Consider the following 24,588-nt stretch of genomic DNA (forward strand, 5'->3'; position numbering starts at 1 on the left):
ATATCATCACCTTAAGGCAATTACCTCAACACCGATAAAGCCTTTGAAAATCTACTGCTAATCCAAAATGAACTTGATATCTCCAGAAATGATATCAGCCTTTAAACCTGTACTTCTATCGTAGTGTTCGTATTTTAAATTAATACTTTTCAATCCAAGACTGAAAATATGGAACGAGGTAAAGATATCGGTATAGCCTAAGCCAAATCCATATTGATTGGCATGATAATTAGACAAATCGTAATCGGACGTATAAAATTCCTCAGTTGAAAAGTGCTGTTCATATGCATTAAAGTAATCGGCTGCTGTTTGGTTGTAATATCTATAAGATGGATACACGGTAAACTTGCCGGAAATCTTTACAGGAACCTCTAAACTTGCCGTATGCGAAGCAATGTCCCAGTCATCAAAATAGTAACGATAAAAACTGCGCAATACGATAATTTCGTTGAGATAATAATTGAGTCGACCTCCCATTGCTATTTTAAACCTGTTATCTGGCAAACGCTCAATATCATCAGCTAAATGAAAATCTTCGATAAAAGAATCCTCTACATCTGTAAAATAAACCCTTTGAAAAGGTGTGGACAATAATCCTTGTTGCAATACAGCATCCAAAGCCAAGGAACCCTGCATTTTCTTATTTATAATCTGAGAAAAACCTATTCCAAAGGAATACGAATTCCTTCCCTTGTTGGATAACTCTTTGAAGTCAGGATCGTAATTCGGGTTTCCTGTTATGGTATTTTGAGTAAAAAGGGGATTATTGATTCCATCACCTCCTTCAGAAAATGGCCGTAATTCTATGGGATAAATCGCTTTCCATGTATCGAGATACACATTACCGTGAAAACTCAACTCGGTGTTTTTTTCATTGAACAGTTTAGTATAGCTCCCTCCAAATCCCAAAGAAAAATAATCATACTCTGAAGACACTGAAACTTTTCCTGACCAAATGGTATTTCTATCCTCTGAATTATGGGTATAGTTACTCGTAAAATTAAACCATAAATCTGATGAAGAAGCTCCTGAGCTTGCCACAAAAGGATTGGCCGGATTATTTCCATCAAATGGGTCAACATTGGAAGACGACGCAGAAGTATAAGCGGAAATTCCAGAGTCGATGGTTAACACATCATCTTCGTTTAAAGGAATAGAAATGACGACCGTTCCTGTAGCATCGGTCAGTTCTTCCGTTCCAATACCACCACTTACGGCTGCATTATTTCCATCTTGATTGTAGTAGCTTGATAAAAAGTTAACTTCAGTAGACTCCAATACACGCTTTTTATACGTTTGAATTGAGTCTGTTTGCTGTTCCTGTGCGTTAACGCAAAAAACAGAAAACATTAAGGCCAATAAAAGACATTTTTTTAGAGTCATTCTTATTGTAATAAAATTAGAATGTTTGATTAGTTACAGCCACATCCACCTCCAGTTTTCCCTCCATTTGCTCCGGAAGCGGCTTCCCTGTATGAATGGAATGTTTCTATGTTTCTATCCACTTGCTTATCCGATAACTGCATATCCGGGTCGTTTATATAGACCTTCTCATATTCCTTAACAGCAACACAGGACGATAGACTCGCTAAGCAAATCATCCCTAAAACTACCTTGCTTTTCATATTTTATCTATTTTGATGTTCTTGGATGTAAAAAGGTTTCCTTTTTCGTCCACTATTACACATTCTACTTTAGGTAATTGGTTTATTCTGTCTATACCAACATCTTTTCCCATAACAAATACAGAAGTTGCCAAAGCATCGGCAAGTTCTGCCATAGGAGCGAATATGGTAACACTTAAAATACCCGTTGCCGGATATCCAGTTCTGGGATCAATTATATGGGAATAGCGCACCCCATTAAAACTGACATATTTTTCATAATCACCGGAAGTTACTACAGCGCCATCTGTAATTGGCAATAAGGCAAATGCTTTCGATTTATCCATTGGATTGGTAATGGCAACTTTCCATTCTTCACCATTAGGCTGAACACCCCAAGTACTCATATCGCCAGAAGCATTGATAATACCAGAAACGACTCCCTTTTCAATTAAAAGCGTCTTCGCTTTATCTGCTGCATAGCCTTTACCTATGGCTCCGAAGCCAATTTTCATTCCTTTTAGTTTAAGAAAAACTGTCCCCTGTGCTCTATCGATAACAATGTTTTGATAACCTACTTTGGCCACCGAATTTTTAATTTCCTCTTCGTTGGGCATTTGGTCCATACTTCCATCAAACTTCCAAATTTTATCCATGGAAGCATAACTAATATCAAAAGCGCCATCTGTAAGTTTGGATATCCCAATCGAACGTTCAATGAGGTCAATAAGTTCCTTATCTACTTTTACAGGTTTTACTCCTGCATTTTTATTAATCAAAGAAGTTTGGGAATTGGCATCCCAAGAAGATATCAACTTCTCAATTCTAGAAATCTCATCAACCGCTATATCTATATACTGATTAGCTTCTGTTTCAGTTTGGGCTACAACCGTAATTTCAAACCGACTCCCCATAAGCTTAAGAACACGCTTATAAGGCTGTTGCCCCCAACCAATGCTGTAAAACATGCTGATAAGAACTATAAATAGGCTTCGTTTCAAAAGAGAAATTTATTAATTAAACGACTCCAGTAATTCTATATACTCCTTAGGACTCTTTTTTTCGTAACCGCTCGTTCCAAGAACGTTTCCACTTGAATCTAAAACCACTACATAAGGAAAGTATCCATTTTTATTATAAAGTTCGGCTAAATGATTGTTCTGTTCTTGTTGCTCTTGAGCTAATGCATTTTTTTTCTTTCTAGGAAAATCTGCCTTAAGCATTACAAAATGATCTGTAGCGTAGCTTTTAAATTCATCTGTACTCCAAACTTCTCTATCAAGCTTTATACATGGTGCACACCAATCCGATCCTTGAAAAACAAGTATAATACGCTTATTGGTTTGCTCTGCTGTTTGCTTAGCTAAATTGAAATCGGTTTGCCAATCCTGTGCAAACCCTGTTAATGAAGTCGCTATTAGCGCGATTAGAACAATTATTTTTCTCATCTTTTTTAAGTACTAAACGAAGAAAAGTCGATAATGTTATCAATCAACTTGTAATTGTGTCTTTTCGGACAAACAATATTAAGAATAATCGTAGCAGGAATCACTAAAGCTGCATGATTATCGACAGAAAACACCTCTTTTTAGAACCACTAAAAATAATGAGTTAGTCTTCAAGGACAAACCCTAACGGAGCCCCAGTGCATCCATTAGGAAAGCTTATTCCCAACAAAGCAGAAATGGTTGGTGCTATATCTGTAATTTTGGTTGGTTGTAAAGTACTTCCTTGAAGAATTCCTTTTCCATAAAACAATAAAGGCACATGGGTATCATAACTATTTCCCGAGCCATGGGTAGTTCCAGTTTTCCTATAGCTTATAATGGCAGTATCTAAAACTATCAATACATCTCCAGAACGTTTTTGGTTATAACCATTCTGCAATAACGCTTCAATACCTTGGGAGAAACTACTGTGTTGCATTGTTGTTGCAGAATACGCTTTTTGAATATTTGGATATGAAATAATTTCGTTCACAATAGCTTCCTGAACATTTTTCAAATTTAGGTTCATTGACTTTATTTTTTCATGGTTTAAAAAAATCTGATTATTACTAATATCCTCAATCAAATCTTTTTCTCCATAAGTAGATTCCAAAAAGCCATTCAACTTAACTTTAAAATCTTTCCATTTAATGTACCCGGCAGGTATGCGGTTACTTTTAAGGTAGGATGGTACATCTACAGCACCGTGATCGGCAGTTAAAAACACTGTATATTCACCTTTGCCAACCTCAACATCTAGGAAATTAAAAAAACGTTCTAAATCCTTATCCAGCCTTAAATAAGTATCCTCAACTTCCTTTGAGTTCACCCCAAAATTATGCCCTACATAATCGGTACTTGAAAAACTTAGGGTAAGTACATCTGTTATATCATCACTTCCCAACTGTTCACCCTTAATAGCTGCCATGGCAAAATCAGTAGTTAGACTGTTTCCAAATGGAGTTTCTTTTAAAATATCGAACCCTTTGTTAGCATCCTTAAGCTGTTTTAAATCATAAGGAAAAGTAGCAGTTGGCTTCCCTTTGACCCCACCTTCAAAGTCATTTAAATCATCGCCGCTTTCGGTATAAGTATTAATATCGTAAAGTGGTTCCCAAACTTTCATATAAGACTCTTCAATATCAGAATCATTAAAATCCGTTACCCAACTTGGCAGCTCATCTTGATAGAAACTACTGCTAATCCAATGTCCCTCATCGTTGCCATGAAACCAATAAGCTGCATTTGCCGTATGTCCTGCAGCTAAGATGGCTCCTCTATCTTTTATGGCTATACTAATGGTTTTCCCTCGCTTTTGAGTAAATAACCTATTCTCATCGGAAAAGGTTGTTGTTAACATTCTATGGGGAGACATTTGGCCTGCATTGCTTGTCGTTCCTACTGAATTTACTAATGAATCTCCTGCACAGTAGACTTCCTCTTTAGATACTTTATCGTACCAATCATTAGCTATAATACCATGATACTTTGGTGTTGTTCCTGTAAAAACAGAAGCATGACCTGGGCCAGTATAGGTGGGTATATAATTAAAGTGATTGTTTTTACAATTGAACCCTTCACGCATCATACGTTTAAAACCACCATCGCCATATTTGTTATAGAAACGGGTTAAGTAATCATAACGCATTTGATCGACTACAATCCCGACTACCAGTTTAGGCCTAACAAAATCCCCTTGACTTTGTTCTTCTTCATTTAATGTAGCATTACTATTCTTTTGAGCTGAACAGCCCCAGCAAAAGACAATCAATGCTAAGGTGTAAATAACGGACTTCATAACAACTTTAATCATTAGAGGCCAAAAGTAAGAAACAATTAATTCTTACTAAGTTAAATAAGTTATAGTATTTTTTTACTTTAGCGTTAACAAAATTGCATATGAAGTATCTTCACAATATTGGGGCGTATTTCTTGATGATTAAAGAGATTTTCAAGAAGCCTACCAAGTGGTCGGTCATGAAAACCCTAATCCTCAAGGACATTGATGATTTAGTAATTGGTTCCTTGGGTATTGTGGCATTTATCTCGTTTTTTGTTGGAGGAGTAGTTACTATTCAAACTGCATTAAATGTTGACAACCCACTTATCCCAAAAGCACTTATCGGATTTGCAACAAGACAGTCCATTATCCTTGAATTTGCACCTACTTTCATTTCTATAATCATGGCCGGTAAAGTCGGGTCGTTCATTACATCCAGCATAGGGACCATGCGTGTTACAGAACAAATTGATGCTCTTGAAGTGATGGGAATCAACTCACTTAATTACCTAGTATTCCCTAAAATGATTGCCTTAACCCTTTATCCGTTTGTGATATCAATTTCCATGTTCTTAGGAGTGATTGGTGGATTGGTTGCCGGTATTTATGGTGGTTTTGTTTCCGGAGAAGAATATATTCAAGGACTACAACAGGATTTCACACCCTTTCATATCACATACGCTTTTATAAAAACAATGGTATTTGCCTTTATTTTGGCTACCATTCCGTCATTTTACGGCTACTATATGAAAGGCGGTGCTCTTGATGTTGGTAAAGCCAGTACCACTTCATTTGTATGGACCAGTGTGGTAATTATTTTATTGAACTACCTAATAACTCAATTACTCTTAAGCTCATGATAGAGGTTAAAGATTTACATAAGTCATTTGGAGAATCCCATATTTTAAAAGGGATAACAACCTCTTTCGACAAGGGAAAAACCAACTTAATTATCGGTCAAAGTGGCTCCGGAAAAACGGTGTTCTTAAAGTGTTTATTGGGACTTTTCACTTACGAAAAAGGTAGTATTAGCTACGATGGTAAAATTTATAAGGAACTTTCTGAAGATCAAAAACGCGATTTACGTGCCGAGATTGGTATGGTGTTTCAGGGAAGTGCCTTGTTCGATTCCATGACCATTGCCGAAAACGTGATGTTCCCACTACAAATGTTTACCAAGCAGAGTAAAAGCGAAATGGAAGACCGAGTTAATGTGGTATTGAATCGTGTAAACCTTGCAGATGCACACAATAAATTCCCTTCAGAAGCTTCTGGAGGAATGCAAAAGCGTGTAGCCATTGCCCGTGCCATTGTGAACAATCCTAAATACTTGTTCTGTGATGAGCCTAATTCAGGTCTAGATCCTAAAACGGCTATTGTAATTGATAATCTTATTCAGGAAATTACTAAGGAGTACAATATCACTACGGTTATCAACACCCACGATATGAACTCCGTTATGGAGATTGGTGAAAAAATTGTGTTCCTAAAAGACGGTCTTAAAGCTTGGGAAGGTTCTAACAAAACCATTTTTAAAACAGACAACGAAGCCGTGACCAATTTTGTGTACTCCTCAGAGCTGTTTAAAAAGGTTAGACAAATGTATTTGGAGGGGAATTAATAATTGAAATAATTTTCAATTAAAATCCCCATTATTGACTATTTGAAGTTACTCTACCCGTTTTACCACCAAAGAATCCATATTCAACTTAACTTTTAGCCAACGTTCAAGTTTATCCTGATCTTTAGCAATTTCTTTTTCCTTTATTTTAGATTTATCCCACTCTACAGTAATCGTTGGAATAGTATCTATTTTAGAGAAGTTAGACGTTATCAAACTTGAATAACTCAAGTTTTTTATGCCTTCGTAGTTAATGGCGACTTCTTTGGTAAGTTCTTCAAATGGAATAGATGTTCTTTCAAAAACCGATAGATGTTTCACTCGGTCTTCAAGCGATTTTATTTTCTCACTTTGCTCAACTAAATCCAAAGAATCCCTAACCCTAAGCTGCTCCATGAACTTAATATTGTCCAGACCTTCTGAGCGACTTTGATTAAAATACAACCTTGCTGAAGCCAAGGCGGGATAATCTTTCATTCTACTTTTAAGAAGATCAATGGTAGACTGCGGCACTTCCTCAAGTCCATAAGTATTAAACTCTATATAACTCTCCCCTTCTTTAGCAGAATACTTATAAACAGCATTCTTTTTAATGTACTCAAACTGGTTTTTAAGTCCGCTTAATTCCTTATCTATAAAGGCTCTTGCATCACGATCAAAATTACTTTCTTTTAACACATCAATAAAAGTCCAAACGGCAGGGATCATAGCTGCAATAGCCAAAATTGTTGCAAGCTGCGAAATACGTTTACGTCGATGAGAGTTCGCATAGCGAAGCATTGGAAACCTTAAAATTTTCAACACTAAAAAAGTAGCCAATGCAATGAAAATAGTATTGATGATGAACAAATAAAATGCTCCAGTGGCAAATCGCATTCCTTTAGCAAAGTCTTCCCAAGCTACAGCCAAACCAAAACCAACTGTACATAAAGGTGGCATTAAAGCTGTAGCAATCGCTACCCCAAAAATAACCGACGCTATTGTCCCCTTTTTGGTTCTAGCAATTATTAAGGCTAAACCACCAAAAAAGGCTATCAGTACATCACGAATATCTGGTTTTGTTCTAGCCAATAACTCTGATGACTCTTCCTGTAACGGAAAAAACTTAAAAAAGAAAAAAGCAGTTACAACACTCAAGAAGATCATAACGCCAAAGTTTATGAGTGACTTCCTTAAGGTGTCGATATCGTTTATTGCTACCGAAAGTCCAATCCCCAAGATTGGTCCCATTAGGGGAGAAATTAACATGGCACCGATAACCACAGCCGTTGAATTGGCATTAAGTCCGATGGACGCTACAAAGATAGAACATATTAAAATCCAAGCAGTAGCCCCCTTAAAAGGGATATCTCCTTTTATAGCCTCGATTGTCGCCTGTTGATCGGTATCCTGGCGAAAATCCATGATTTCCTTAATAAACTGTTTGATGTTGGCAAAAAGTCCTTTTGCTTGTTGTCTTACAGCTTCCTTGGATTGTTCTACTTTTTGATCTTGATTGTTTTGTTCTTGGTTTTCTTCGGAGAAATTAAACTTGTGTTCGTCCATAGGTTAGTTTAGGTATATTGTGCTCCAAAAGTATCTTTCACCTTTTGCAGGACAGTTTTGATATCTTGCTCCTTTGTTTTAGGAAAGATAAGCAAAACTTCTTTTTCGTCAACCACAATATAGTCATTTAAACCATCGATTACAACCACTTTGTTCTTGTCGGTACGGATCATATTTCCTGAAGACTGATCTACCAAGGTACGTGCATTTACAATGGCATTACTATTTTCATCCTTTTCCAACTTATCATATAAACTACCCCATGTTCCTAGATCGTTCCAGTCAAAATGTGCGGGAAGTACATAAACGTTATTCGAACTTTCCATAATGGCATAGTCTACCGAAATGTTCTCTGCCTTAGCATAATTCTCGTCAATAAATTGAGCTTCAGTCTCTGTATTGTAATCCTCAATTCCTGCTTCGAATAGTTGATACAAATCTGATTGATGACTCTTAAAAGCCTTCAAAACACTTTTAACATGCCACATGAAAATCCCTGCATTCCACAAGAAATTCCCTTGCACCAAAAACTGCTTCGCCGTTTGATAATCTGGTTTTTCACGGAATTGCGTTACTGGTTTGATTGATTCTGTTGAAGCTTTATCGTATTCAATATACCCGTAACCTGTGTTTGGGAAAGTTGGCTGAATACCCAAAGTCATCAAAGCGTCATGAGACTCACAAAAATCAAAAGCCTCTTGAACATTATTTATAAATGCATCTTCATCTTCAATCCAATGATCACTTGGCGCCACCACCATCACAGCATCCGGATTTTGTTTCTGGATTTTAAGTGCCGCATAAAGAATACAAGGTGCTGTATTACGCATAGCCGGTTCTAAAACAACTTGGTTTGAGCTTACTTCTGGTAATTGTTCCAATACCAAATCGTTATAGCAATCGTTTGTTAGAATAAAAATATTCTCTTCTGGAATAAGTTTTGCCAGACGTTTAAAGGTTTTTTGGATAAGCGTTTCTCCGGTCCCCAGCATATCGTGAAACTGCTTTGGCAACGCCTGGGTACTTACAGGCCAAAATCTTGATCCTACACCTCCGGCCATTAAGACCGCATAATAATTTTTATTCATCTATGCTATAGTTGAATGCCTAACCTAAAGGAGGCATTAATATTTTATTTTTTCTCTGGTTATATTTACAAAAGTGTAACTTCTGCATGAGGGCTGAAAAGATACAACTTTCCTGTCGCAACCTCAATACACTCGAAACGTTTTACACGTTTATTTCCTTTTCTAAAAACGCGTCCGTTGTAAATTTGAAATTCTTTTCCCTGAGGCACTTCAAATACAAAGGTTCCGTTTTTTTTAGCATCGTATTGTTTCAATGCCAATGCCAATTGAGTATCTGTATCGCTGCTAGCTTTTGGATTTCTAAAATGACTGGCCAACAACGGCAAAAGCTCATTTGGAAAAACATCTGGATTCAAAAACGGCAACATAAGTTTTTGAAAGGTATACTTCCACTCCTTACCATGAGGTTTTATACTTCGCCCGTAATTTTTGAATGCCTCAAAATGAGCAACTTCATGAATTAATGTGATTAAAAAACGATACGGATTTAAATTCGAATTTACTGTTATTTGATGCTTTCCACTGGGCAATTGTCTATAATCGCCATGCCTTGTTTTTCGCTCCTGCTTAAACTTAACTACCAAATGGTCATAATCCAATAACCTTAAAACTTGTGGTATTGCATTTTTGGGGATGTAGTCTTGGAGCCTATTTTGCATAGATGCAAAAATACATTTTGTAGTCACAATTACTAAATATAATTACTGCTAATCCCTTATATAAGTAAATATTTTACTTTAAATTAATTTTGACAGGAAACCAATTTACCTGATTTTATTGATCTATAACTTTCCTTTATCCGAAAACAAAGTGCCATCTATTAAAGTCCCTGTCCTTATCAATTGTAAAGATCAAATTGTTATCAACTAAAAGGACATGAAAGAAGGCTCAGGCACTAATTTTATTTTTGATTGGGCGCCAAACAAAACATCTAACGAATCATTATTTGAAGACATAATCGTATCTTCTCCTGACAAGCAACACATGTTTCGTTTAATACCTCCTAAAGAAGGTCTTTTAAGCAATAACTTTAAGGTGTTGTACTAGATACTTGTAACAACTTTCCGTTATAGAATTTATGTCCAGTTAACGAGAAATCAAAAATATAGTTTGCCATTTCATCTGCGGCTAGTGGTGCTTGATACCCAGGAAAGGCTTCTTCCAACATTTCTGTTTGCACAGCCCCCAAGGCTAATACATTAAAACTTATCCCTGATTCTTTGTATTCTTCTGCCAATAGCTCAGTCAATGTAATTACAGCTCCTTTACTTGAGCTATATGCCGCCAATCCCGGAAATTTCATACTTCCTTGAACCCCTCCCATCGAACTAATTGTTACCACATGTGCTCCAGATGTCATAAATGGCAAAACCGTTTTGATTAACTCCGCCACTCCAAACACATTGGTTTTGTATACGATTTCAAAATCAGTCATGGTCAATTCAGAAAACGGTTTATTTATCAAGCTTCCCGCATTATTAATAAGAACATCTACCTGCCCCCACTCAGACTCGATAAAGTTGGCAACCTCACTATAGCTATCTTCATTAGAAAGGTCGAACGAAAAACAGCTCACATTTTCCAACTGGAAATTCTTTACAGGCTCTTCATTTCTTGACAAAGCTAAAACCTTATGCCCTGCCTTCGAAAATTGCTTTACCAATTCTAAACCTATACCTCTACTGGTTCCTGTAATAATAACGTTCTTACTCATACATTTTTATTTCTTCGGTTGGGGTATTACTCATCTTCTCGATTACTGGAATAAGCTTATTTACCATATCTGCCATAAAGCCATAATCCAATTTTTCAATTTCATCATCTACATGATGATAATACTCGTAATTGGTAAAATCGAAAGTACAAATGGTTTGGCAAGGCACTCCAAACTGTAGATAAAACGGGTAATTATCAGACCTCATAAACAATTGAAACTCTTTTGCTTTAGGCAGTAAACCAATCAATTTAAAACCAGCATATTCATTCATTTTATCTGCCATATTAGAAAGGTCATAACCTGAAACGTAAGCCATATGATCTTTCCCTTCCATAGGCACACCAATCATTTCCATGTTCACCATAGTATAAAGGTTAAGATTTTTAGCTTTCAATCTTTCAGCTAAATGCTTCGATCCTAACAATCCTAGTTCTTCCGCAGAAAACAAAGCAACCATAATACTTCTTTTATTTGTCTTTTGAGTAGCGAAATATTTAGCCATCGCTAAAACTGAGCTTGTACCTGCTGCATTATCATTAGCTCCATTAGCTATAGAATCGTTATCAACCACTTTACCCAACCCTATGTGGTCATAATGAGCACCAATTATAATTACTTCTTCCTTTAACTCTGGGTCTTGACCTTCAATAAACCCAACAACATTAAAAGCATCCTTTCCTTTTACTTCAAAACGGTCTCTATAGGTATCAAAATAAGGTTTCACCCCGTACGATGACAATTGCTTTTCAATATAAGTTGCAGCTTGATTAATGCCTTCGGTTCCGGTATTTCTACCATATAATTCATCAGATGCGAGGTAATTTACAGTTGTTTTTAATTCTTCTGAAGTCACTGAACTCGAAATAATAGAGGAATCTATCGAAGTCTTACAACTTAAGCTTAATAGCAACAGGCTTAGGGGTAATAGTCTTTTCATTATTTATTTTTGTTTGAGCTCAAAGATATAAAATAGAAAGGGCATTTTACTTACAATTATCACTCTGTCCTTGAAGTGATTCATAAAGTAAATAGGTCCGTGTCATCTCAATTATCTCATTAATTGTATCTTTGTATAAACGTTCCCTAAAGTACTGGTTAGGCAAAGTTTAAACGATTAACTTCTAAATCCTTTGACTATGAAAGTTTCAAAACACCTTTCCGGTTTGCTCTCAACTCTATTCTTACTAACCTTCTTGATGCCTCTTTCTATGTATTCTCAATCTAATGGGGAAAACTCTGTAGCCATGAGCAGTTCTGACATGAATTTAAAATGGGGACCTTGCCCCGAATTTATGCCGAATGGGTGCTCTATAGCTGTTTTGCACGGTGACCCGGCTAAAAGGAATGTCGATATTCTTTTTAAGGTACCTGCAAACTCTAACATTCCCAATCATTGGCACAACTCTGCCGAACGAATAGTGCTTATATCTGGAACTATGGAGGTCACTTATGAAGGGGAAACAACTCAAACACTTAATGCTGGTTCTTATGCTTATGGTCCCGCGAAAAAACAGCATACTGCAAAATGTCTAGATAATGGCCCCTGCGTTTTATTTATAGCATTTGAGGAACCTTTAGATGCTTTCGCTATTGAAAAGAAATAGTCTAATTATCTAAGCACAAAAAAACCCATCAATACTGATGGGTTCTTTTATTATTTAAAAGATCTTTTAAATAAACATCGTTAATGGATTCTCTATGAAACCTTTCAACGTTTGAAGGAACTGTGCTCCTGTAGCACCATCAACCGTTCTATGATCACAAGCTAACGTCAACTTCATAGTATTGCCTACTACAATTTCACCGTTTTTAACCACTGGTTTTTGTACAATGGCTCCTACCGATAAAATTGCAGAATTAGGCTGATTGATGATAGATGTAAAGCTTTCAATTCCGAACATACCTAAATTAGAAACTGTAAAAGTACTACCTTCCATTTCTTGAGGTGTTAACTTCTTGTTTCTGGCCTTTACAGCATAATCTTTAACCGCCGCTCCTATTTGAGACAACTTTTGCTCATCGGCAAATCTCAACACAGGAACAACTAACCCGTCTGGCACAGCTACAGCAACACCAATATGAACATGATTGTTAAGTCTCATACGGTCATCAAACCACTGAGAGTTAACTTGTGGGTGCTTACGCAAAGCCAAAGCACAAGCTTTTACAACGATATCGTTAAAAGATATTTTGGTATCTGCCGCCTCATTAACTTGCTTACGGAAAGCAATGGCATTATCCATATCGAACTCTACGTTCAAATAATAGTGAGGTGCAGTAAATTTAGACTCAGCTAAACGCTTAGCGATTACCTTACGCATTTGTGAGTTTGGAACTTCTTCAAAGCTTTCTTCACCGCTTGCCAAAGCAACCGCAGCTTGGGCTGTTGAAGTTGTTACTGCAGCAGCCGGTTTGTAAGTTTCAATATCGCGTTTTACGATACGTCCGTTTTCCCCACTTCCTTGAACCTGGTTTAAATCAATTCCACGCTCTTCAGCCATTTTCTTGGCCAACGGAGAAACAAAAACTCTTCCTCCTGCAGAAGTTTTAACAGGTGCTGCCGATGGTTTTTCTTCTTCTTTTTTAACTTCAGCCTTAGGAGCCTCTTGCTTCGGAGCCTCAGCTTTAACAGCTGCAGCACCAGTACTAAAGTTTTTAGCGATTTCAGACACATCTGTTCCTGCAGGACCAATAATAGCTAATAACGAATCGACTTTAGCTGATTCTCCTTCTTCCAATCCGACATATAACAATGTACCCGAGTTGAACGATTCGAATTCCATTGTAGCCTTGTCTGTTTCAATTTCTGCAAGGATATCACCTTCTTCAACAGTATCACCTACTTTTTTCAACCAAGTCGCTACTGTTCCTTCTTCCATAGTATCACTTAAACGTGGCATAGTTACCACTTCAACACCTTCTGGAATATCAACTTGAGACGATGGACTTGAAGAAGTTTCTTCTTGTTTTTCTTCCACATCAGTTACTGTAGCTTTAGGTGCAGAACCACCAGCCAACAAAGCCGAAATATCCTCTCCTTCTTCTCCAATTATAGCTAACAGTGCATCCACTTTAGTGGTCTCGCCTTCCTGAACACCAATATGAAGTAAGGTTCCATCATGGAATGATTCGAATTCCATGGTTGCCTTATCAGTTTCAATTTCAGCTAAAATATCACCCTCTTCAACCTTGTCGCCAACTTTCTTTAACCAAGTGGCCACGGTTCCTTCTTCCATGGTATCACTCAAACGAGGCATTGTTATGATTTCTGCCATAGCTTATAATTTATGTTGTAAAAATGGATAATCCTCTTGTTCGTATACAGCGTCGTACATCACATTAAGATCTGGGAATGGAGATTCTTCTGCGAACTTCTCACACTCGTTAACCAAATCCTTAACCCGTTTGTCCATTGCTTTAATATCCTCTTCTGTTCCGTAACCTTCTTTAAGAATGATTTCTTTAACCTTGGTAATTGGGTCGATTTTCTTGTATTCTTCTACTTCTTCTTTAGTTCTGTAATGCTGGGCATCACTCATTGAATGTCCTCTGTAGCGGTAAGTCTTCATTTCCAAGAAAGTTGGCCCGTCTCCACGACGAGCACGCTCTACAGCTTCACTAACCGCTTCGGCCACTTTAATAGGATCCATTCCATCTACAGGTCCACAAGGCATTTCATATCCTTTTCCTAATTTCCAAACATCTGGGTGATTTGCTGTACGCTCTACAGAAGTTCCCATGGCATAACCATTGTTCTCACAAATAAAAACAACAGGGAGTTTCCAGAGCATTGCAAGGTTAAAAGTTTCGTGCAATGACCCTTGACGGGCTGCACCATCACCAAAGTAACATAAAGTAACAGCATCACTTCCATGGTACTTGTCACCAAAACCAATCCCTGCACCTAAAGGAATTTGACCTCCTACAATACCGTGACCACCATAAAAACGGAACTCTTTAGAGAAAATATGCATAGAACCACCTAAACCTTTAGATGTTCCAGTTGCTTTTCCATAAAGTTCGGCCATAACACGACGAGGATCTTCTCCCATCCCTATAGGCTGAACGTGGTTACGATAAGCAGTGATCATTTTATCTTTGGTCAAGTCCATAGCATGTAAAGAACCTGCCAACACGGCTTCTTGACCGTTGTAAAGGTGAAGAAATCCTCTAACTTTTTGCTGAATATATACTGCTGCAAGTTTATCTTCAAACTTCCTCCAGAACAACATATCTTCATACCATTTAAGATATGTTTCTTGTGTTACTTTTTGCATAGTCTACGTTAGTTTAATAAACGGATAACAAAAGTAATACTTTAGAGCATAATGGAAAAACCCAAAGTTGTAAAATTTACCCCTTAAACTAAAGGGCACTTTTATCGAAAACCAAAGGCAAGAGGTTCTCTAACGATTCTGATCTTACCACCTTACCTGTTTCCCCCATAAAATAAATATCAATAGGGCGACCTTGCTTAACCTCGTATTCGGATATAGCCTGACGACAGGCTCCACAGGGTGCAACAGGAGCTACTGTTTGTCGAACCTGCGAAGCGGCAGTTATAGCAAGTTTGATAACTTTAGCATTGGGAAATTGTGCTCCAGCTGCATAAATAGCTGTCCGTTCGGCACACAGCCCCGAGGGAAATGAAGCGTTTTCCTGATTACTACCAACAACCACCTCACCATTATCCAACAATATAGCTGCTCCCACAGAAAACTTTGAATAAGGCGCGTATGCATTTTGACGTGCCTCTATTGCTTTCGACATTAGTTTTGATACATCACCTGGAAGTTCATCAACATTATCGTAAACTATTAATACGGATTTTATCTCAACTGTTTTCATTGATTGTATTTTTCTACATCAAGTTAAACAAAAAAAGCCATTGCAGTCGCAATGGCTTTTTTTGTTTAAAGTTCTATCACTGATTAATACTCAACATAGGTATCTGCTCCTAGATTGAACGTTAAAGAGAAACGTAAAGTTCCTTCTAATGGACTCTGTACTTTTGAAGCTGAGAACAAATAAGATAAATCAATATTTACTACATTATATCTAAATCCTGCTCCCAAGGCAAAAAACTGTCTTGCTCCTTTATTAGGACTTTCATGGAAATATCCGGCTCTGAACGCGAATGAATCCTGATAAAAATATTCTGCACTTAATGCCCATGTGAATTCTTCCAATTCTTCACTGAATCCTCCCGGAGCATCATAAAATGACTGAAACATACCTGGTAAGAACCCAACGTCCGGATCTTTTCCTTTATAGATAGATGTATTATCACCTATTAAGTCACCTAAATCATCTATACCCTCATCATATTCACCATTGCCATTATTATCTGTATATTCATACTCATCGCCATAAATAGGTGGAGTTGGAACTAATAGTTTTGTAACTTCTCCTGATAATGACAACTTATTGAAATCATCGAAAATAAAATCGAACCCACCTCCTAAACGTAAATTAGTTGGCTGAAAGTTTTCCACTCCACCTTCATCATATTTGAACTTAGGCCCAATATTTTGAACAGCAAACCCAAAACGCCAACGGCCATTATAATCATTGTAAGCCTCTTCCTCACTTTGGTAATATCCGCTGATATCTACTCCAAAAGTATTAGCTGAAGAAGCATCTATTGTTTGATCAAGTTTCAAATCAGATCTCAAATAGCGCATAGCTACAGACATCGCAAACTGGTCACTTAATTTCAATGCATATGATGCATCTACTGTTAGCTCATTTGGACGTTGGATTAATGCTTCTGAAAATTCATCTTGAACAAATTCAATATCACCTAAAGAAAAATACCTGAAGCTTGCAGCAAACGCACTACGCTCATCCAAACGATTATAGTATGAGATGTTTCCTAAAAAGATATCATTAACCAACTTACTTAAGTATGGCGTATAACTTACCCCTATACCTTGTTTATATGTTGAAAAGGCATATTTCGACGAGTTCCATTGCTGTGAGAACCCATCAACGGATGTAGCAACTCCCATGTCCCCCATAGCAGCGGCTCTAGCATCTGATGCTATAAGCAAGAACGGAACACCTGTAGTTATGGTTCTGCTCTCACTCGACCCTGGGTCAGGAAGAATAACCGTATTTTGTGCATTTATTTTTATGATCGCAAAAAGTAAAGCGGCCGAAGCTAATAATGAAGTCTTCATGTGTTCTTTTATTTATGGCAAATATAATTTTTTCCTACAGTATTACAAGTTTCTCTATCTTCTCAACCCTTTTATTAAGGGCTGGCGATTGTACAGTAAGCTTATAAATATAAACCCCCTTACCTATTCTATCACCAAAATCGTCACGTCCGTCCCAAATAATATCTCTTGAAAGAGATGCGCCTCCCTGATTACAACAGTCCCCACTATTTGTTTGTCCATTCAAAGTTCTCACTAATTTTCCTGACACTGTAAATATTTGAATAGACACATCCAAAGGTGTTGAACTGTTATGGTTAAACCAGAATTCGGTATAATCTACAAATGGATTTGGATAGTTTAGCACATTAGTAACTACCAATTTTTCATTTTCATTATAAACAGTGAATTGAATTTCCTGTTCCGCAGAGTTGTTATAAACATCCCATGCTTTTAAATTCAAAGTGTGCAACCCTGGTTCTAAATCCCTGAAAGGGAAACTCACCAGTCCTTTTTGATAACTATCAACTTCTGTTTCATAATAATCGTTCAAGATTATCGGATTGGTTTCATCTCCATCTATAATGGCTATGATGTCGTGACCAATACCACTGGAAGTGTTAATACCATGTTCATCTTCCAGCTTAGCCAATAACGTTGGAGATTGGTTAACAACTCCTCCTGAAACAAAACTTTCGTCGTTCATGAAAAGTTGAATAACCGGCCCCACATTATCATCTTCTGCATTTTCGTTGATTCCCCCTATTTTAACTGTATTCATACTTGCGCCAGACTGATCTTGCAAAGGAGATGTTGATTTGGCATAAAAACTTACTTTGCCATTACCAACTGGCACTCCAATATCCCTAGGTACAATAAAATCAAGTTCAAACTGACCATTTACTACAGATGCTTGACCTCGAAAAATAGTTTCTCCCAAAGTTTTGAATTGCATAACAAAATTATTACCATCATTGTCCAGTGTTTCCCTTTGGATTTCCTTGTCATATATGGTTGTAGATAAAGTCCCATTATAGCCATTCAAGGCATTGCCTAAAGGATCTGTAACTTCGCCACTTAATTTCACATAACTCAAAGCTTTTAAAGTGTCGGTTGCTTGGCTAATGGGAATATCATTAATTTTAGTTAAGCGAATGTTAGCTTTGGGAATGGCTAATTTCATAGCCGGGTCTCCAAAGAAAAAAATCATACGCTTTTGATTAACATTCGGAGTATGGACTTTATTAAGACGAAGTGCTTCTGCTATACTTGGGTATTCGTAATCCTCATAATCATCGTCCTCTACATAAGAGTACAAATATTTACTAAGCCCCTTATTGAAACTTACACCTGCTCCAATAAATATCTCTCTGGTTGTTGATATTAAACTTATTGCTCCCCCATCTTTATTCCAGAAAGTTTCTTCTCCAGCTGTATCCCTTAAAGGGTTATCAAATCTAGTGAACTCACAAGTAACGGTAACAAAGCAAAAAAACTTACAGGTATTATTTAGACTCTCAGCATCACTCTTATAAAAAATACGCTCATGTGCCAACCCATCTTCTCCTCCATGCCCAAAATAATTAATTACCAAAGCACCCTTTTCAATAGCACCTAAAAAAGCTTCTCTTGTTTTTGGGTATCGATCACCTCCTGATGAGGATTCCTGCTGATAGGAATCGGAATGTATCTTGGTAACATTAACAAAAGGTTTTGCTTCTGAAATCTCATCACAAATTTCATCTGTTGTTAACTCTAAAATTTCTTCTCCTGGTTTATCTATATCATCTGAAATTCCAACAAAAATATTGCGCCAATTCCCGTAAGACTGTTCCGAATAATATTTTTCAATTTTATCGACAATGTTTTTTGCCAACTCAGGGGTATCTGCAATAATTCTTCCAACAGCTACATCTAAGGATCCTCCACCTAACACATCTATATTTCCTTCATCATCATCCATTAATCCATAAAAATCATCAGATACATATGAACTAGTATGACTGAAACTTTCATAGGAATACCAAGATGGTACAATATTATTGTTACCTGATATCCTATCCTTATAATCATAAGAACTATCACCAAATAGGCATAAATATTTTATTCTGTTTTCTGGCGTACTTGCATTATTATATACATATCTCACAAGATTTCGAATAGCACCAATATCATTATTTCCAGAACTAAACTCATTATAAATATTATTTACATCTAAAACTCTCACATTCAACCCGTTTTGAATTTTATTGATTTGAGCCAATCGATTAGCTTGAGGCAACAATTCATTTGAGGTAACGATAATATAGTCGATATCCTCAAACTCTCCCTGATCGTTAAGAAAAATTGTTCCTTTTATATCCTGGTTCTCAATTTGGGTAATATTATCCTTTAATGGAGAATAATAATCATTTGGAGTAACGGCTACATATGTTTTTTTGGCACCTATAACATCTCTAAAGCTAAATGTATCAGAACTATTAGAATTTAAAATATTAGAAATATTATAAATGTCTGTAACATCCCAAACCTCTGAAACATTATCTGAATCAAGCAAATCATATTGACCAACTCCAGAAATGGTAGAGGCTTCATTATTTGTAAAACTAAACTGTTCCCCATAAAAGCGAAGCTCTCTTTCGGCTTCAAGTGAAATATAATCCAAGTAACCAATAGCACCAGGGTTGCCACTATTGTTATAGTTAAGTGATACAGATAAACTACCCGATTGAACAGTAATAGGCTGGAAGAAAAAGCCGCCAGAAGCCCCCGATCCAAGGCTAGGAGTTGAAAACGAAACTGCACCAATTGAGTTGTTATTAACCAACACGTTCATACTTGTTGGTATTGGTGATGCAGCAGCAGCGTGTACCTTGATTAAAACTTCTTTTCCTGTTTCTAGATTTGGAATGTCAAATTCAAATGTTTTTGTGTTTTCTATATCAAACTTATCTCCTAACCATCGTCTACCTAATTTCTCCAAATTATACTCATCTAACTCATGATAGACATAGACATTATGAGTATTAATATTTAGGTCAGTGTCCCCTTGTGGTTGTACTAAAGGCTGGATACGTTTTCCGTTTCCAGAACTTATGTTAATATAGTAATACGTTTTTTCATTATAACAATTAATATTAGTTCTTTTTTCCTCATCGTATCCATTAGGACCCTGTGCATAAAGCAGAATATAGTCACTATCATTGAAAACACCATCTTCCTCCCCAACAAACTTTACAGCATTCTCCATTGTGTCGATAGGATAATCAGCAGCATTACTATAAGGAATCATCCTTCCTCCATTACCATATACCTTAATAGTTCGGGGATCAACATTATTAAGGTTTGCACCCAAACCTTCTATAAAGTTCTTGGTGATTTTATATACCCCTGTGGTATCTACATAAAAGCGGTACCATTCTCCATTATTTAAAACAGAGTTAACAAGATTCTGGTCGTTCTGAAAAGACCTATTGGCAAAAAAATTATTAGTACGATAACGAACTGTGAATCGGTCAATTTTTTTATATGATCCATTATTGGACTTTATAATTGGATATATAGATAAGTTAGTAAAAGTCTTTTCTCGTGAGGTTGAAGTATAGATATTGAGTTTTGGTGAATTTGGGATTAAATCCCTTGGAAGATCCTTTAGTTCTGCAGTAGTAATGGGAGAATAAGAAACATTAACTAATTCTACAGATGATGCAATAACGTTATAATTTTCAACCCATTGAGAAGTAAAGCGCAAACCATTTACTGAATCGTAATTAAAGTTTTCACCTTCAAAAAAAGGAACATCAGCAAGGTAATTTGTCTCATTTACAGCTATATGTCCACTCCAGTCAACAACAAATTCTTTTTGTTGGGCTATTGTTGTTGTAAATACAATTGATAAAAGTAAAAAAATCTTATTTTTCATCGCATAAATAACGTTATCTAATAGTGGATATTACATTAATGTTAGAGAAAAATTAATGTTAGGTTCAAAAGTACGATAATAATTTATCAATATATGCGTTAATAAATCAACAAAACAGTTTAAAAGCATCGCTATACGACATTAAAAATCGGATGAAATACATTTATTTTTAGCAAATTTTAAACTTAGTGCTTGCAGTGTTGGCTTTAATTCTTATATTGCGTGTCCAAAAAAATTATTTATTTTTTAATATATGGTTATGAAAAGAATCTTAAACTTGAAGGTGTTTACAGCAGTATTGCTGGCCGTATCTTCAATTGGTTGTAAAAATTCATCAGGTTCGAAAAATGTTTCTCGGGCAACCGGATGGCAAATCAATGATAAGCAGGGAGGTTTTCAATATAACACCAGCTTTAAAGAGCAGGAAACAGCCCCTGGTCTAGTATTTGTTGAAGGTGGAACCTTTACAATGGGTAGAGTGCAAGATGATGTTATGCACGATTGGAACAACACTCCAAACCAACAACATGTTCAGTCCTTTTACATGGACGAAACCGAGGTAACGAACATGATGTACCTTGAATATTTAGATTGGATTAAAAGAATTTACCCGCCAAGTGATGAAAACTTTAGAGCTATATATAATGGTGCACTTCCAGATACTTTAGTTTGGAGAAACCGCTTAGGGTACAATGAGGTAATGACTGAAAACTACCTTCGTCATCCTGCATATGCAGAATACCCTGTAGTTGGGGTTAGCTGGATTCAAGCTGTTGAGTTTGCCAACTGGAGATCTGATCGTGTTGCTGAATTATCTTTACAGAATGAAGGCTATTTAAAACGTGATTCTCACCTTACTGATTCTGATGCTGAATCTACATTCAACACAGATACTTATATCAATGCACCAACTGAAACATTTGGTGGTAAAGAAGAAGTACTTAAAGGAGGCCGTCGTAAAATCCAAACGGATGCCGAAGGAAATGAAATTGGCGTATATGCTACTAGAGAAACTGGTGCTATTCCAATTAAATACAGACTCCCAACCGAAGCAGAATGGGAATATGCTGCTCTAGGTTTATCAGAAATTCGTAGCTATAACGTATATAGAGGACGTAAAAAATATCCATGGGATGGTGCCTATACTCGTTCAGGAAAGCGTGAAATCCGTGGTGACCAATTAGCTAACTTCAAGCAAGGTAAAGGAGATTACGGTGGAATTGCGGGTTGGTCTGACGATGGAGCCGATATCACTGCTCAAGTTAAGTCTTACCCTCCAAACGATTTCGGATTATATGACATGGCTGGAAACGTTGCTGAATGGGTAGCCGATGTTTATAGACCTATAGTAGATGATGAATTTAACGACTTCAACTACTACCGTGGAAACGTTTATACTAAAAATGCCATAACAGAAGAAGGTACAGTACAAATTGTTACAGTTGACGATATCGTATACGATACCATCAGTAACGGTAAAGTTATCGCTAGAAACTTACCTGGAGAAATCCTTCAAGTGCCTGTTGATGATGAAGAGACTTACTTAAGAACTCAATTCGATAGAAGTGATAACAGAAACTTTAGAGATGGAGATGTACAGTCTTCTCGTTACTACGATCAATCTTTTGATGAGGGAGAAGAAGGTGTTGACAACATCACAAGAAAAATGTACAACTCGCCTAGTCATCAAGTAACTGTAGATTCTACAGGAGGTATGGATCGTGAATATGACAAGTCTAATAAAAGAACATCTTTGATTAACGATGAAGTAAGAGTTTACAAAGGTGGATCTTGGAGAGATAGAGAGTATTGGTTAGATCCAGCTCAAAGACGTTACTTCCCTGAAGATATGGCTACAGACTATATCGGATTCAGATGTGCAATGTCTAGAGTAGGTTCTAAATCTAAATCTAAGAACAAGACCAAAAACTAAGATTTAAACCATATAGTTAATACAAAAAGTCCTAACATTACGTTAGGACTTTTTTAATACATTTACTTTATGAAGATAAAAGAACTACACCAACTATTTCTAGACTCCTCTGGAGTTAGTACCGATACCAGAAAAATATCTAAAAACAGTATTTTCTTTGCGTTAAAGGGAGATAATTTTGATGGTAATACTTTTGCACAAATAGCCTTGAATTCTGGTTCTAAAATAGCTGTAATAGATGATCCTGACTATTGCTCCATAGAAAATACAGTTTTGGTGAAGAATACTCTAGAAACTCTTCAAGAACTGGCAACTTTCCACAGAGATTTTTTAAAAATTCCAATTATTGCTTTAACCGGAAGTAATGGAAAGACAACCACCAAGGAATTAATTAATGTTGTTTTATCTAAAAAGTTCAATACCGTAGCTACAGTCGGCAACCTAAACAACCATATAGGTGTTCCTTTAACACTACTTTCAATGGATAAAACAACAGAAGTTGGAATAGTTGAAATGGGAGCAAATCATCTGAAGGAAATAGAATTACTTTGTAAAATAGCTAAGCCAAACTTCGGCTATATAACTAATTTTGGAAAAGCACACTTAGAAGGTTTTGGCGGTGTAGAAGGAGTAATAAAAGGTAAAAGTGAATTGTATGAATACTTAATTGCAAATGATGGTTTAATTTTTATAAACGCTGATGATTCTATTCAATTAAAAAAATCTGAAAAAGGAAAAATTTTTAGTTTCAGTACATCAAACATATCAGACGTTAAGATACAAATTGTAAATGACAACTCTCCTACTGTAAATATGTCTTTCCAAGATGAAATAATTAATAGTAATTTAATTGGCCTGTATAATGCAAATAACATCGCTGCGGCTCTGGCCATTGGAAACTACTTTAAAATATCTGTTACCACATTAAAACAGGCTATAGAATCCTATATCCCATCTAATAATCGTTCGCAAATAATCAAGAAGGGCTCTACTACACTTATACTAGACGCCTACAATGCTAATCCTACAAGCATGGAAGCTGCACTATCAAACCTGAGTAACAGACAAGATGTAGTTAAAATTGCTATTCTTGGTGATATGTTTGAATTGGGGCAAGACGCAGAGAAAGAACACCAGTACATTGCCGATCTATCGTTATCATTACACTTGGATAAAGTAATACTAATAGGAGCTAATTTTAGCCGTATACACTTAAGTTCCGATAAACTGAGCATATATGAATCATTCAAATCTTTTAAAGAGGATATTAACACTTTAAACATGGATTCTACAACTGTACTAATAAAAGGATCTCGAGGAATGGCTCTGGAAAGAATAATTGACTTAATATAAAGTCAATTTAGAACAATCTATAAAACAAAAAATCCCAAAACATCATGTTTTGGGATTTTTTGTTGTGGGCGCGAAGGGATTCGAACCCCTGACCCCTTGGGTGTAAACCAAGTGCTCTGAACCAACTGAGCTACGCGCCCTTACTTGTTTGCGGTTGCAAATATAATAGACTTTTTTGTATCTACAACATAAAATGAACCTTTTTTAGAAGGTCTTAGGAACTTATTTCACATTCCCCCATAATAAGGAAAAAAAGCCCTCCACGGATAGTAGAGGGCTTTCAAAAAAGGCGGCGACCTACTCTCCCACGAGTGCAGTACCATCGGCGCTAACGGGCTTAACTTCTCTGTTCGGAATGGTAAGAGGTGAGCCCCGTC

Annotated in this window: 21 protein-coding genes, 1 tRNA gene and 1 rRNA gene; 6 read left to right on the forward strand and 17 right to left on the reverse strand. The window is 36.6% G+C overall.

Translation table 11 applies throughout. From position 1 onward, the window contains the following. Positions 1-57: 57 nt before the first annotated feature. The 5 genes from PWU04_RS12790 to pafA form a co-directional block, all read right to left on the reverse strand. On the reverse strand, positions 58-1,383 hold the full coding sequence (locus tag PWU04_RS12790; RefSeq protein ID WP_406600955.1) for a DUF3570 domain-containing protein: 1,326 nt from the start codon (positions 1,381-1,383) through the stop codon (positions 58-60). Between the two features lie 29 nt (positions 1,384-1,412). Further along, positions 1,413-1,625 (reverse strand): DUF4266 domain-containing protein, encoded by a 213-nt coding sequence (locus tag PWU04_RS12795; RefSeq protein WP_274476515.1) that lies wholly within the window; start codon positions 1,623-1,625, stop codon positions 1,413-1,415. Continuing rightward, positions 1,622-2,572 carry an FAD:protein FMN transferase gene (locus PWU04_RS12800; RefSeq protein ID WP_274476535.1) on the reverse strand — a complete coding sequence of 317 codons (951 nt, stop codon included), beginning with the start codon at positions 2,570-2,572 and terminating at the stop codon, positions 1,622-1,624. Before PWU04_RS12800 ends, PWU04_RS12795 begins: the two co-directional genes overlap by 4 nt. 45 nt (positions 2,573-2,617) lie before the next feature. Then, entirely contained in the window at positions 2,618-3,052 is a 435-nt protein-coding gene (locus PWU04_RS12805) for a thioredoxin family protein (protein WP_274476516.1), read from the reverse strand. Positions 3,053-3,215: 163 nt separating this feature from the next. After that, complete coding sequence (gene pafA, locus PWU04_RS12810; RefSeq protein WP_274476517.1) at positions 3,216-4,889, reverse strand: alkaline phosphatase PafA; 1,674 nt, start codon at positions 4,887-4,889, stop codon at positions 3,216-3,218. A gap of 101 nt (positions 4,890-4,990) precedes the next feature. Between pafA and PWU04_RS12815 the strand changes: the two genes are divergently transcribed. Then, the gene (locus PWU04_RS12815) at positions 4,991-5,731 is read left to right on the forward strand and encodes an MlaE family ABC transporter permease (protein WP_274476518.1); all 741 of its coding nucleotides are present in this window, start codon (positions 4,991-4,993) and stop codon (positions 5,729-5,731) included. Next, complete coding sequence (locus PWU04_RS12820; protein ID WP_274476519.1) at positions 5,728-6,492, forward strand: ABC transporter ATP-binding protein; 765 nt, start codon at positions 5,728-5,730, stop codon at positions 6,490-6,492. Before PWU04_RS12815 ends, PWU04_RS12820 begins: the two co-directional genes overlap by 4 nt. 48 nt (positions 6,493-6,540) lie before the next feature. Here the strand turns inward: PWU04_RS12820 and PWU04_RS12825 are convergent, their stop codons facing one another. The 3 genes from PWU04_RS12825 to PWU04_RS12835 all read right to left on the reverse strand — a co-directional run bounded on the left by PWU04_RS12825 (position 6,541) and on the right by PWU04_RS12835 (position 9,784). After that, positions 6,541-8,037 carry a DUF389 domain-containing protein gene (locus tag PWU04_RS12825; RefSeq protein WP_274476520.1) on the reverse strand — a complete coding sequence of 499 codons (1,497 nt, stop codon included), beginning with the start codon at positions 8,035-8,037 and terminating at the stop codon, positions 6,541-6,543. Positions 8,038-8,045: 8 nt separating this feature from the next. Then, entirely contained in the window at positions 8,046-9,125 is a 1,080-nt protein-coding gene (locus PWU04_RS12830) for a mannose-1-phosphate guanylyltransferase (RefSeq protein ID WP_274476521.1), read from the reverse strand. A gap of 65 nt (positions 9,126-9,190) precedes the next feature. Further along, positions 9,191-9,784 carry a SprT-like domain-containing protein gene (locus PWU04_RS12835; RefSeq protein WP_274476522.1) on the reverse strand — a complete coding sequence of 198 codons (594 nt, stop codon included), beginning with the start codon at positions 9,782-9,784 and terminating at the stop codon, positions 9,191-9,193. Positions 9,785-10,001: 217 nt separating this feature from the next. Between PWU04_RS12835 and PWU04_RS12840 the strand changes: the two genes are divergently transcribed. Continuing rightward, on the forward strand, positions 10,002-10,172 hold the full coding sequence (locus PWU04_RS12840) for a hypothetical protein (protein WP_274476523.1): 171 nt from the start codon (positions 10,002-10,004) through the stop codon (positions 10,170-10,172). On the opposite strand, the gene PWU04_RS12845 is transcribed toward PWU04_RS12840, so the two are convergent. Both PWU04_RS12845 and PWU04_RS12850 read right to left on the reverse strand, forming a co-directional pair. After that, positions 10,156-10,839 carry an SDR family NAD(P)-dependent oxidoreductase gene (locus PWU04_RS12845; RefSeq protein ID WP_274476524.1) on the reverse strand — a complete coding sequence of 228 codons (684 nt, stop codon included), beginning with the start codon at positions 10,837-10,839 and terminating at the stop codon, positions 10,156-10,158. The two genes, PWU04_RS12840 and PWU04_RS12845, sit on opposite strands and share 17 nt — an antisense overlap. Continuing rightward, complete coding sequence (locus tag PWU04_RS12850) at positions 10,832-11,779, reverse strand: M28 family metallopeptidase (RefSeq protein ID WP_274476525.1); 948 nt, start codon at positions 11,777-11,779, stop codon at positions 10,832-10,834. Before PWU04_RS12850 ends, PWU04_RS12845 begins: the two co-directional genes overlap by 8 nt. 199 nt (positions 11,780-11,978) lie before the next feature. Here PWU04_RS12850 and PWU04_RS12855 point away from each other — a divergent pair, with 199 nt between their 5' ends. Beyond that, positions 11,979-12,446: a cupin domain-containing protein gene (locus PWU04_RS12855; protein ID WP_274476526.1), complete on the forward strand. Its 468-nt coding sequence runs from the start codon at positions 11,979-11,981 to the stop codon at positions 12,444-12,446. Positions 12,447-12,512: 66 nt separating this feature from the next. Here PWU04_RS12855 and PWU04_RS12860 read toward each other — a convergent pair whose 3' ends face one another. The 5 genes from PWU04_RS12860 to porU form a co-directional block, all read right to left on the reverse strand. Further along, a complete protein-coding gene (locus tag PWU04_RS12860; protein WP_274476527.1) occupies positions 12,513-14,117 on the reverse strand; it encodes a pyruvate dehydrogenase complex dihydrolipoamide acetyltransferase in 1,605 nt (534 codons plus the stop codon). A 3-nt stretch (positions 14,118-14,120) separates the two neighbouring features. Continuing rightward, positions 14,121-15,119 carry a pyruvate dehydrogenase (acetyl-transferring) E1 component subunit alpha gene (pdhA, locus tag PWU04_RS12865; RefSeq protein ID WP_274476528.1) on the reverse strand — a complete coding sequence of 333 codons (999 nt, stop codon included), beginning with the start codon at positions 15,117-15,119 and terminating at the stop codon, positions 14,121-14,123. 88 nt (positions 15,120-15,207) lie between these two features. Continuing rightward, the gene (gene cdd, locus PWU04_RS12870; RefSeq protein ID WP_274476529.1) at positions 15,208-15,690 is read right to left on the reverse strand and encodes a cytidine deaminase; all 483 of its coding nucleotides are present in this window, start codon (positions 15,688-15,690) and stop codon (positions 15,208-15,210) included. An 83-nt stretch (positions 15,691-15,773) separates the two neighbouring features. After that, positions 15,774-17,024, reverse strand: a complete 1,251-nt coding sequence (gene porV / locus PWU04_RS12875; RefSeq protein WP_274476530.1) for a type IX secretion system outer membrane channel protein PorV — start codon at positions 17,022-17,024, stop codon at positions 15,774-15,776. Between the two features lie 34 nt (positions 17,025-17,058). Beyond that, positions 17,059-20,925, reverse strand: a complete 3,867-nt coding sequence (gene porU / locus PWU04_RS12880; protein WP_274476531.1) for a type IX secretion system sortase PorU — start codon at positions 20,923-20,925, stop codon at positions 17,059-17,061. 253 nt (positions 20,926-21,178) lie between these two features. Here porU and gldJ point away from each other — a divergent pair, with 253 nt between their 5' ends. Next, a complete protein-coding gene (gldJ, locus tag PWU04_RS12885) occupies positions 21,179-22,858 on the forward strand; it encodes a gliding motility lipoprotein GldJ (protein WP_274476532.1) in 1,680 nt (559 codons plus the stop codon). A 69-nt stretch (positions 22,859-22,927) separates the two neighbouring features. After that, positions 22,928-24,211 carry a UDP-N-acetylmuramoyl-tripeptide--D-alanyl-D-alanine ligase gene (locus PWU04_RS12890; RefSeq protein ID WP_274476533.1) on the forward strand — a complete coding sequence of 428 codons (1,284 nt, stop codon included), beginning with the start codon at positions 22,928-22,930 and terminating at the stop codon, positions 24,209-24,211. A 65-nt stretch (positions 24,212-24,276) separates the two neighbouring features. Here PWU04_RS12890 and PWU04_RS12895 read toward each other — a convergent pair. Both PWU04_RS12895 and rrf read right to left on the reverse strand, forming a co-directional pair. Next, positions 24,277-24,351, reverse strand: a tRNA-Val gene (locus tag PWU04_RS12895). A gap of 144 nt (positions 24,352-24,495) precedes the next feature. Continuing rightward, positions 24,496-24,588: ribosomal RNA gene (gene rrf, locus PWU04_RS12900) — 5S ribosomal RNA — on the reverse strand; the annotation flags it as partial.

Source organism: Mangrovimonas aestuarii (genome assembly GCF_028767185.1).
Classification (GTDB): domain Bacteria; phylum Bacteroidota; class Bacteroidia; order Flavobacteriales; family Flavobacteriaceae; genus Mangrovimonas_B; species Mangrovimonas_B aestuarii.

Bases quoted from the DNA above. Each gene is read 5' to 3' on its own strand.
- PWU04_RS12825 (WP_274476520.1), bottom strand. From the start codon at position 8,037: ATGGACGAACACAAGTTTAATTTCTCCGAAGAAAACCAAGAACAAAAC.
- PWU04_RS12820 (WP_274476519.1), top strand. From the start codon at position 5,728: ATGATAGAGGTTAAAGATTTACATAAGTCATTTGGAGAATCCCATATT.
- PWU04_RS12890 (WP_274476533.1), top strand. From the start codon at position 22,928: ATGAAGATAAAAGAACTACACCAACTATTTCTAGACTCCTCTGGAGTT.
- PWU04_RS12855 (WP_274476526.1), top strand. From the start codon at position 11,979: ATGAAAGTTTCAAAACACCTTTCCGGTTTGCTCTCAACTCTATTCTTA.
- PWU04_RS12840 (WP_274476523.1), top strand. From the start codon at position 10,002: ATGAAAGAAGGCTCAGGCACTAATTTTATTTTTGATTGGGCGCCAAAC.
- PWU04_RS12805 (WP_274476516.1), bottom strand. From the start codon at position 3,052: ATGAGAAAAATAATTGTTCTAATCGCGCTAATAGCGACTTCATTAACA.
- gldJ (WP_274476532.1), top strand. From the start codon at position 21,179: ATGGTTATGAAAAGAATCTTAAACTTGAAGGTGTTTACAGCAGTATTG.
- PWU04_RS12860 (WP_274476527.1), bottom strand. From the start codon at position 14,117: ATGGCAGAAATCATAACAATGCCTCGTTTGAGTGATACCATGGAAGAA.
- PWU04_RS12845 (WP_274476524.1), bottom strand. From the start codon at position 10,839: ATGAGTAAGAACGTTATTATTACAGGAACCAGTAGAGGTATAGGTTTA.
- PWU04_RS12800 (WP_274476535.1), bottom strand. From the start codon at position 2,572: ATGTTTTACAGCATTGGTTGGGGGCAACAGCCTTATAAGCGTGTTCTT.
- PWU04_RS12815 (WP_274476518.1), top strand. From the start codon at position 4,991: ATGAAGTATCTTCACAATATTGGGGCGTATTTCTTGATGATTAAAGAG.
- PWU04_RS12795 (WP_274476515.1), bottom strand. From the start codon at position 1,625: ATGAAAAGCAAGGTAGTTTTAGGGATGATTTGCTTAGCGAGTCTATCG.
- PWU04_RS12790 (WP_406600955.1), bottom strand. From the start codon at position 1,383: ATGACTCTAAAAAAATGTCTTTTATTGGCCTTAATGTTTTCTGTTTTT.
- PWU04_RS12835 (WP_274476522.1), bottom strand. From the start codon at position 9,784: ATGCAAAATAGGCTCCAAGACTACATCCCCAAAAATGCAATACCACAA.
- PWU04_RS12850 (WP_274476525.1), bottom strand. From the start codon at position 11,779: ATGAAAAGACTATTACCCCTAAGCCTGTTGCTATTAAGCTTAAGTTGT.
- PWU04_RS12830 (WP_274476521.1), bottom strand. From the start codon at position 9,125: ATGAATAAAAATTATTATGCGGTCTTAATGGCCGGAGGTGTAGGATCA.
- porU (WP_274476531.1), bottom strand. From the start codon at position 20,925: ATGAAAAATAAGATTTTTTTACTTTTATCAATTGTATTTACAACAACA.
- cdd (WP_274476529.1), bottom strand. From the start codon at position 15,690: ATGAAAACAGTTGAGATAAAATCCGTATTAATAGTTTACGATAATGTT.
- pafA (WP_274476517.1), bottom strand. From the start codon at position 4,889: ATGAAGTCCGTTATTTACACCTTAGCATTGATTGTCTTTTGCTGGGGC.
- porV (WP_274476530.1), bottom strand. From the start codon at position 17,024: ATGAAGACTTCATTATTAGCTTCGGCCGCTTTACTTTTTGCGATCATA.
- pdhA (WP_274476528.1), bottom strand. From the start codon at position 15,119: ATGCAAAAAGTAACACAAGAAACATATCTTAAATGGTATGAAGATATG.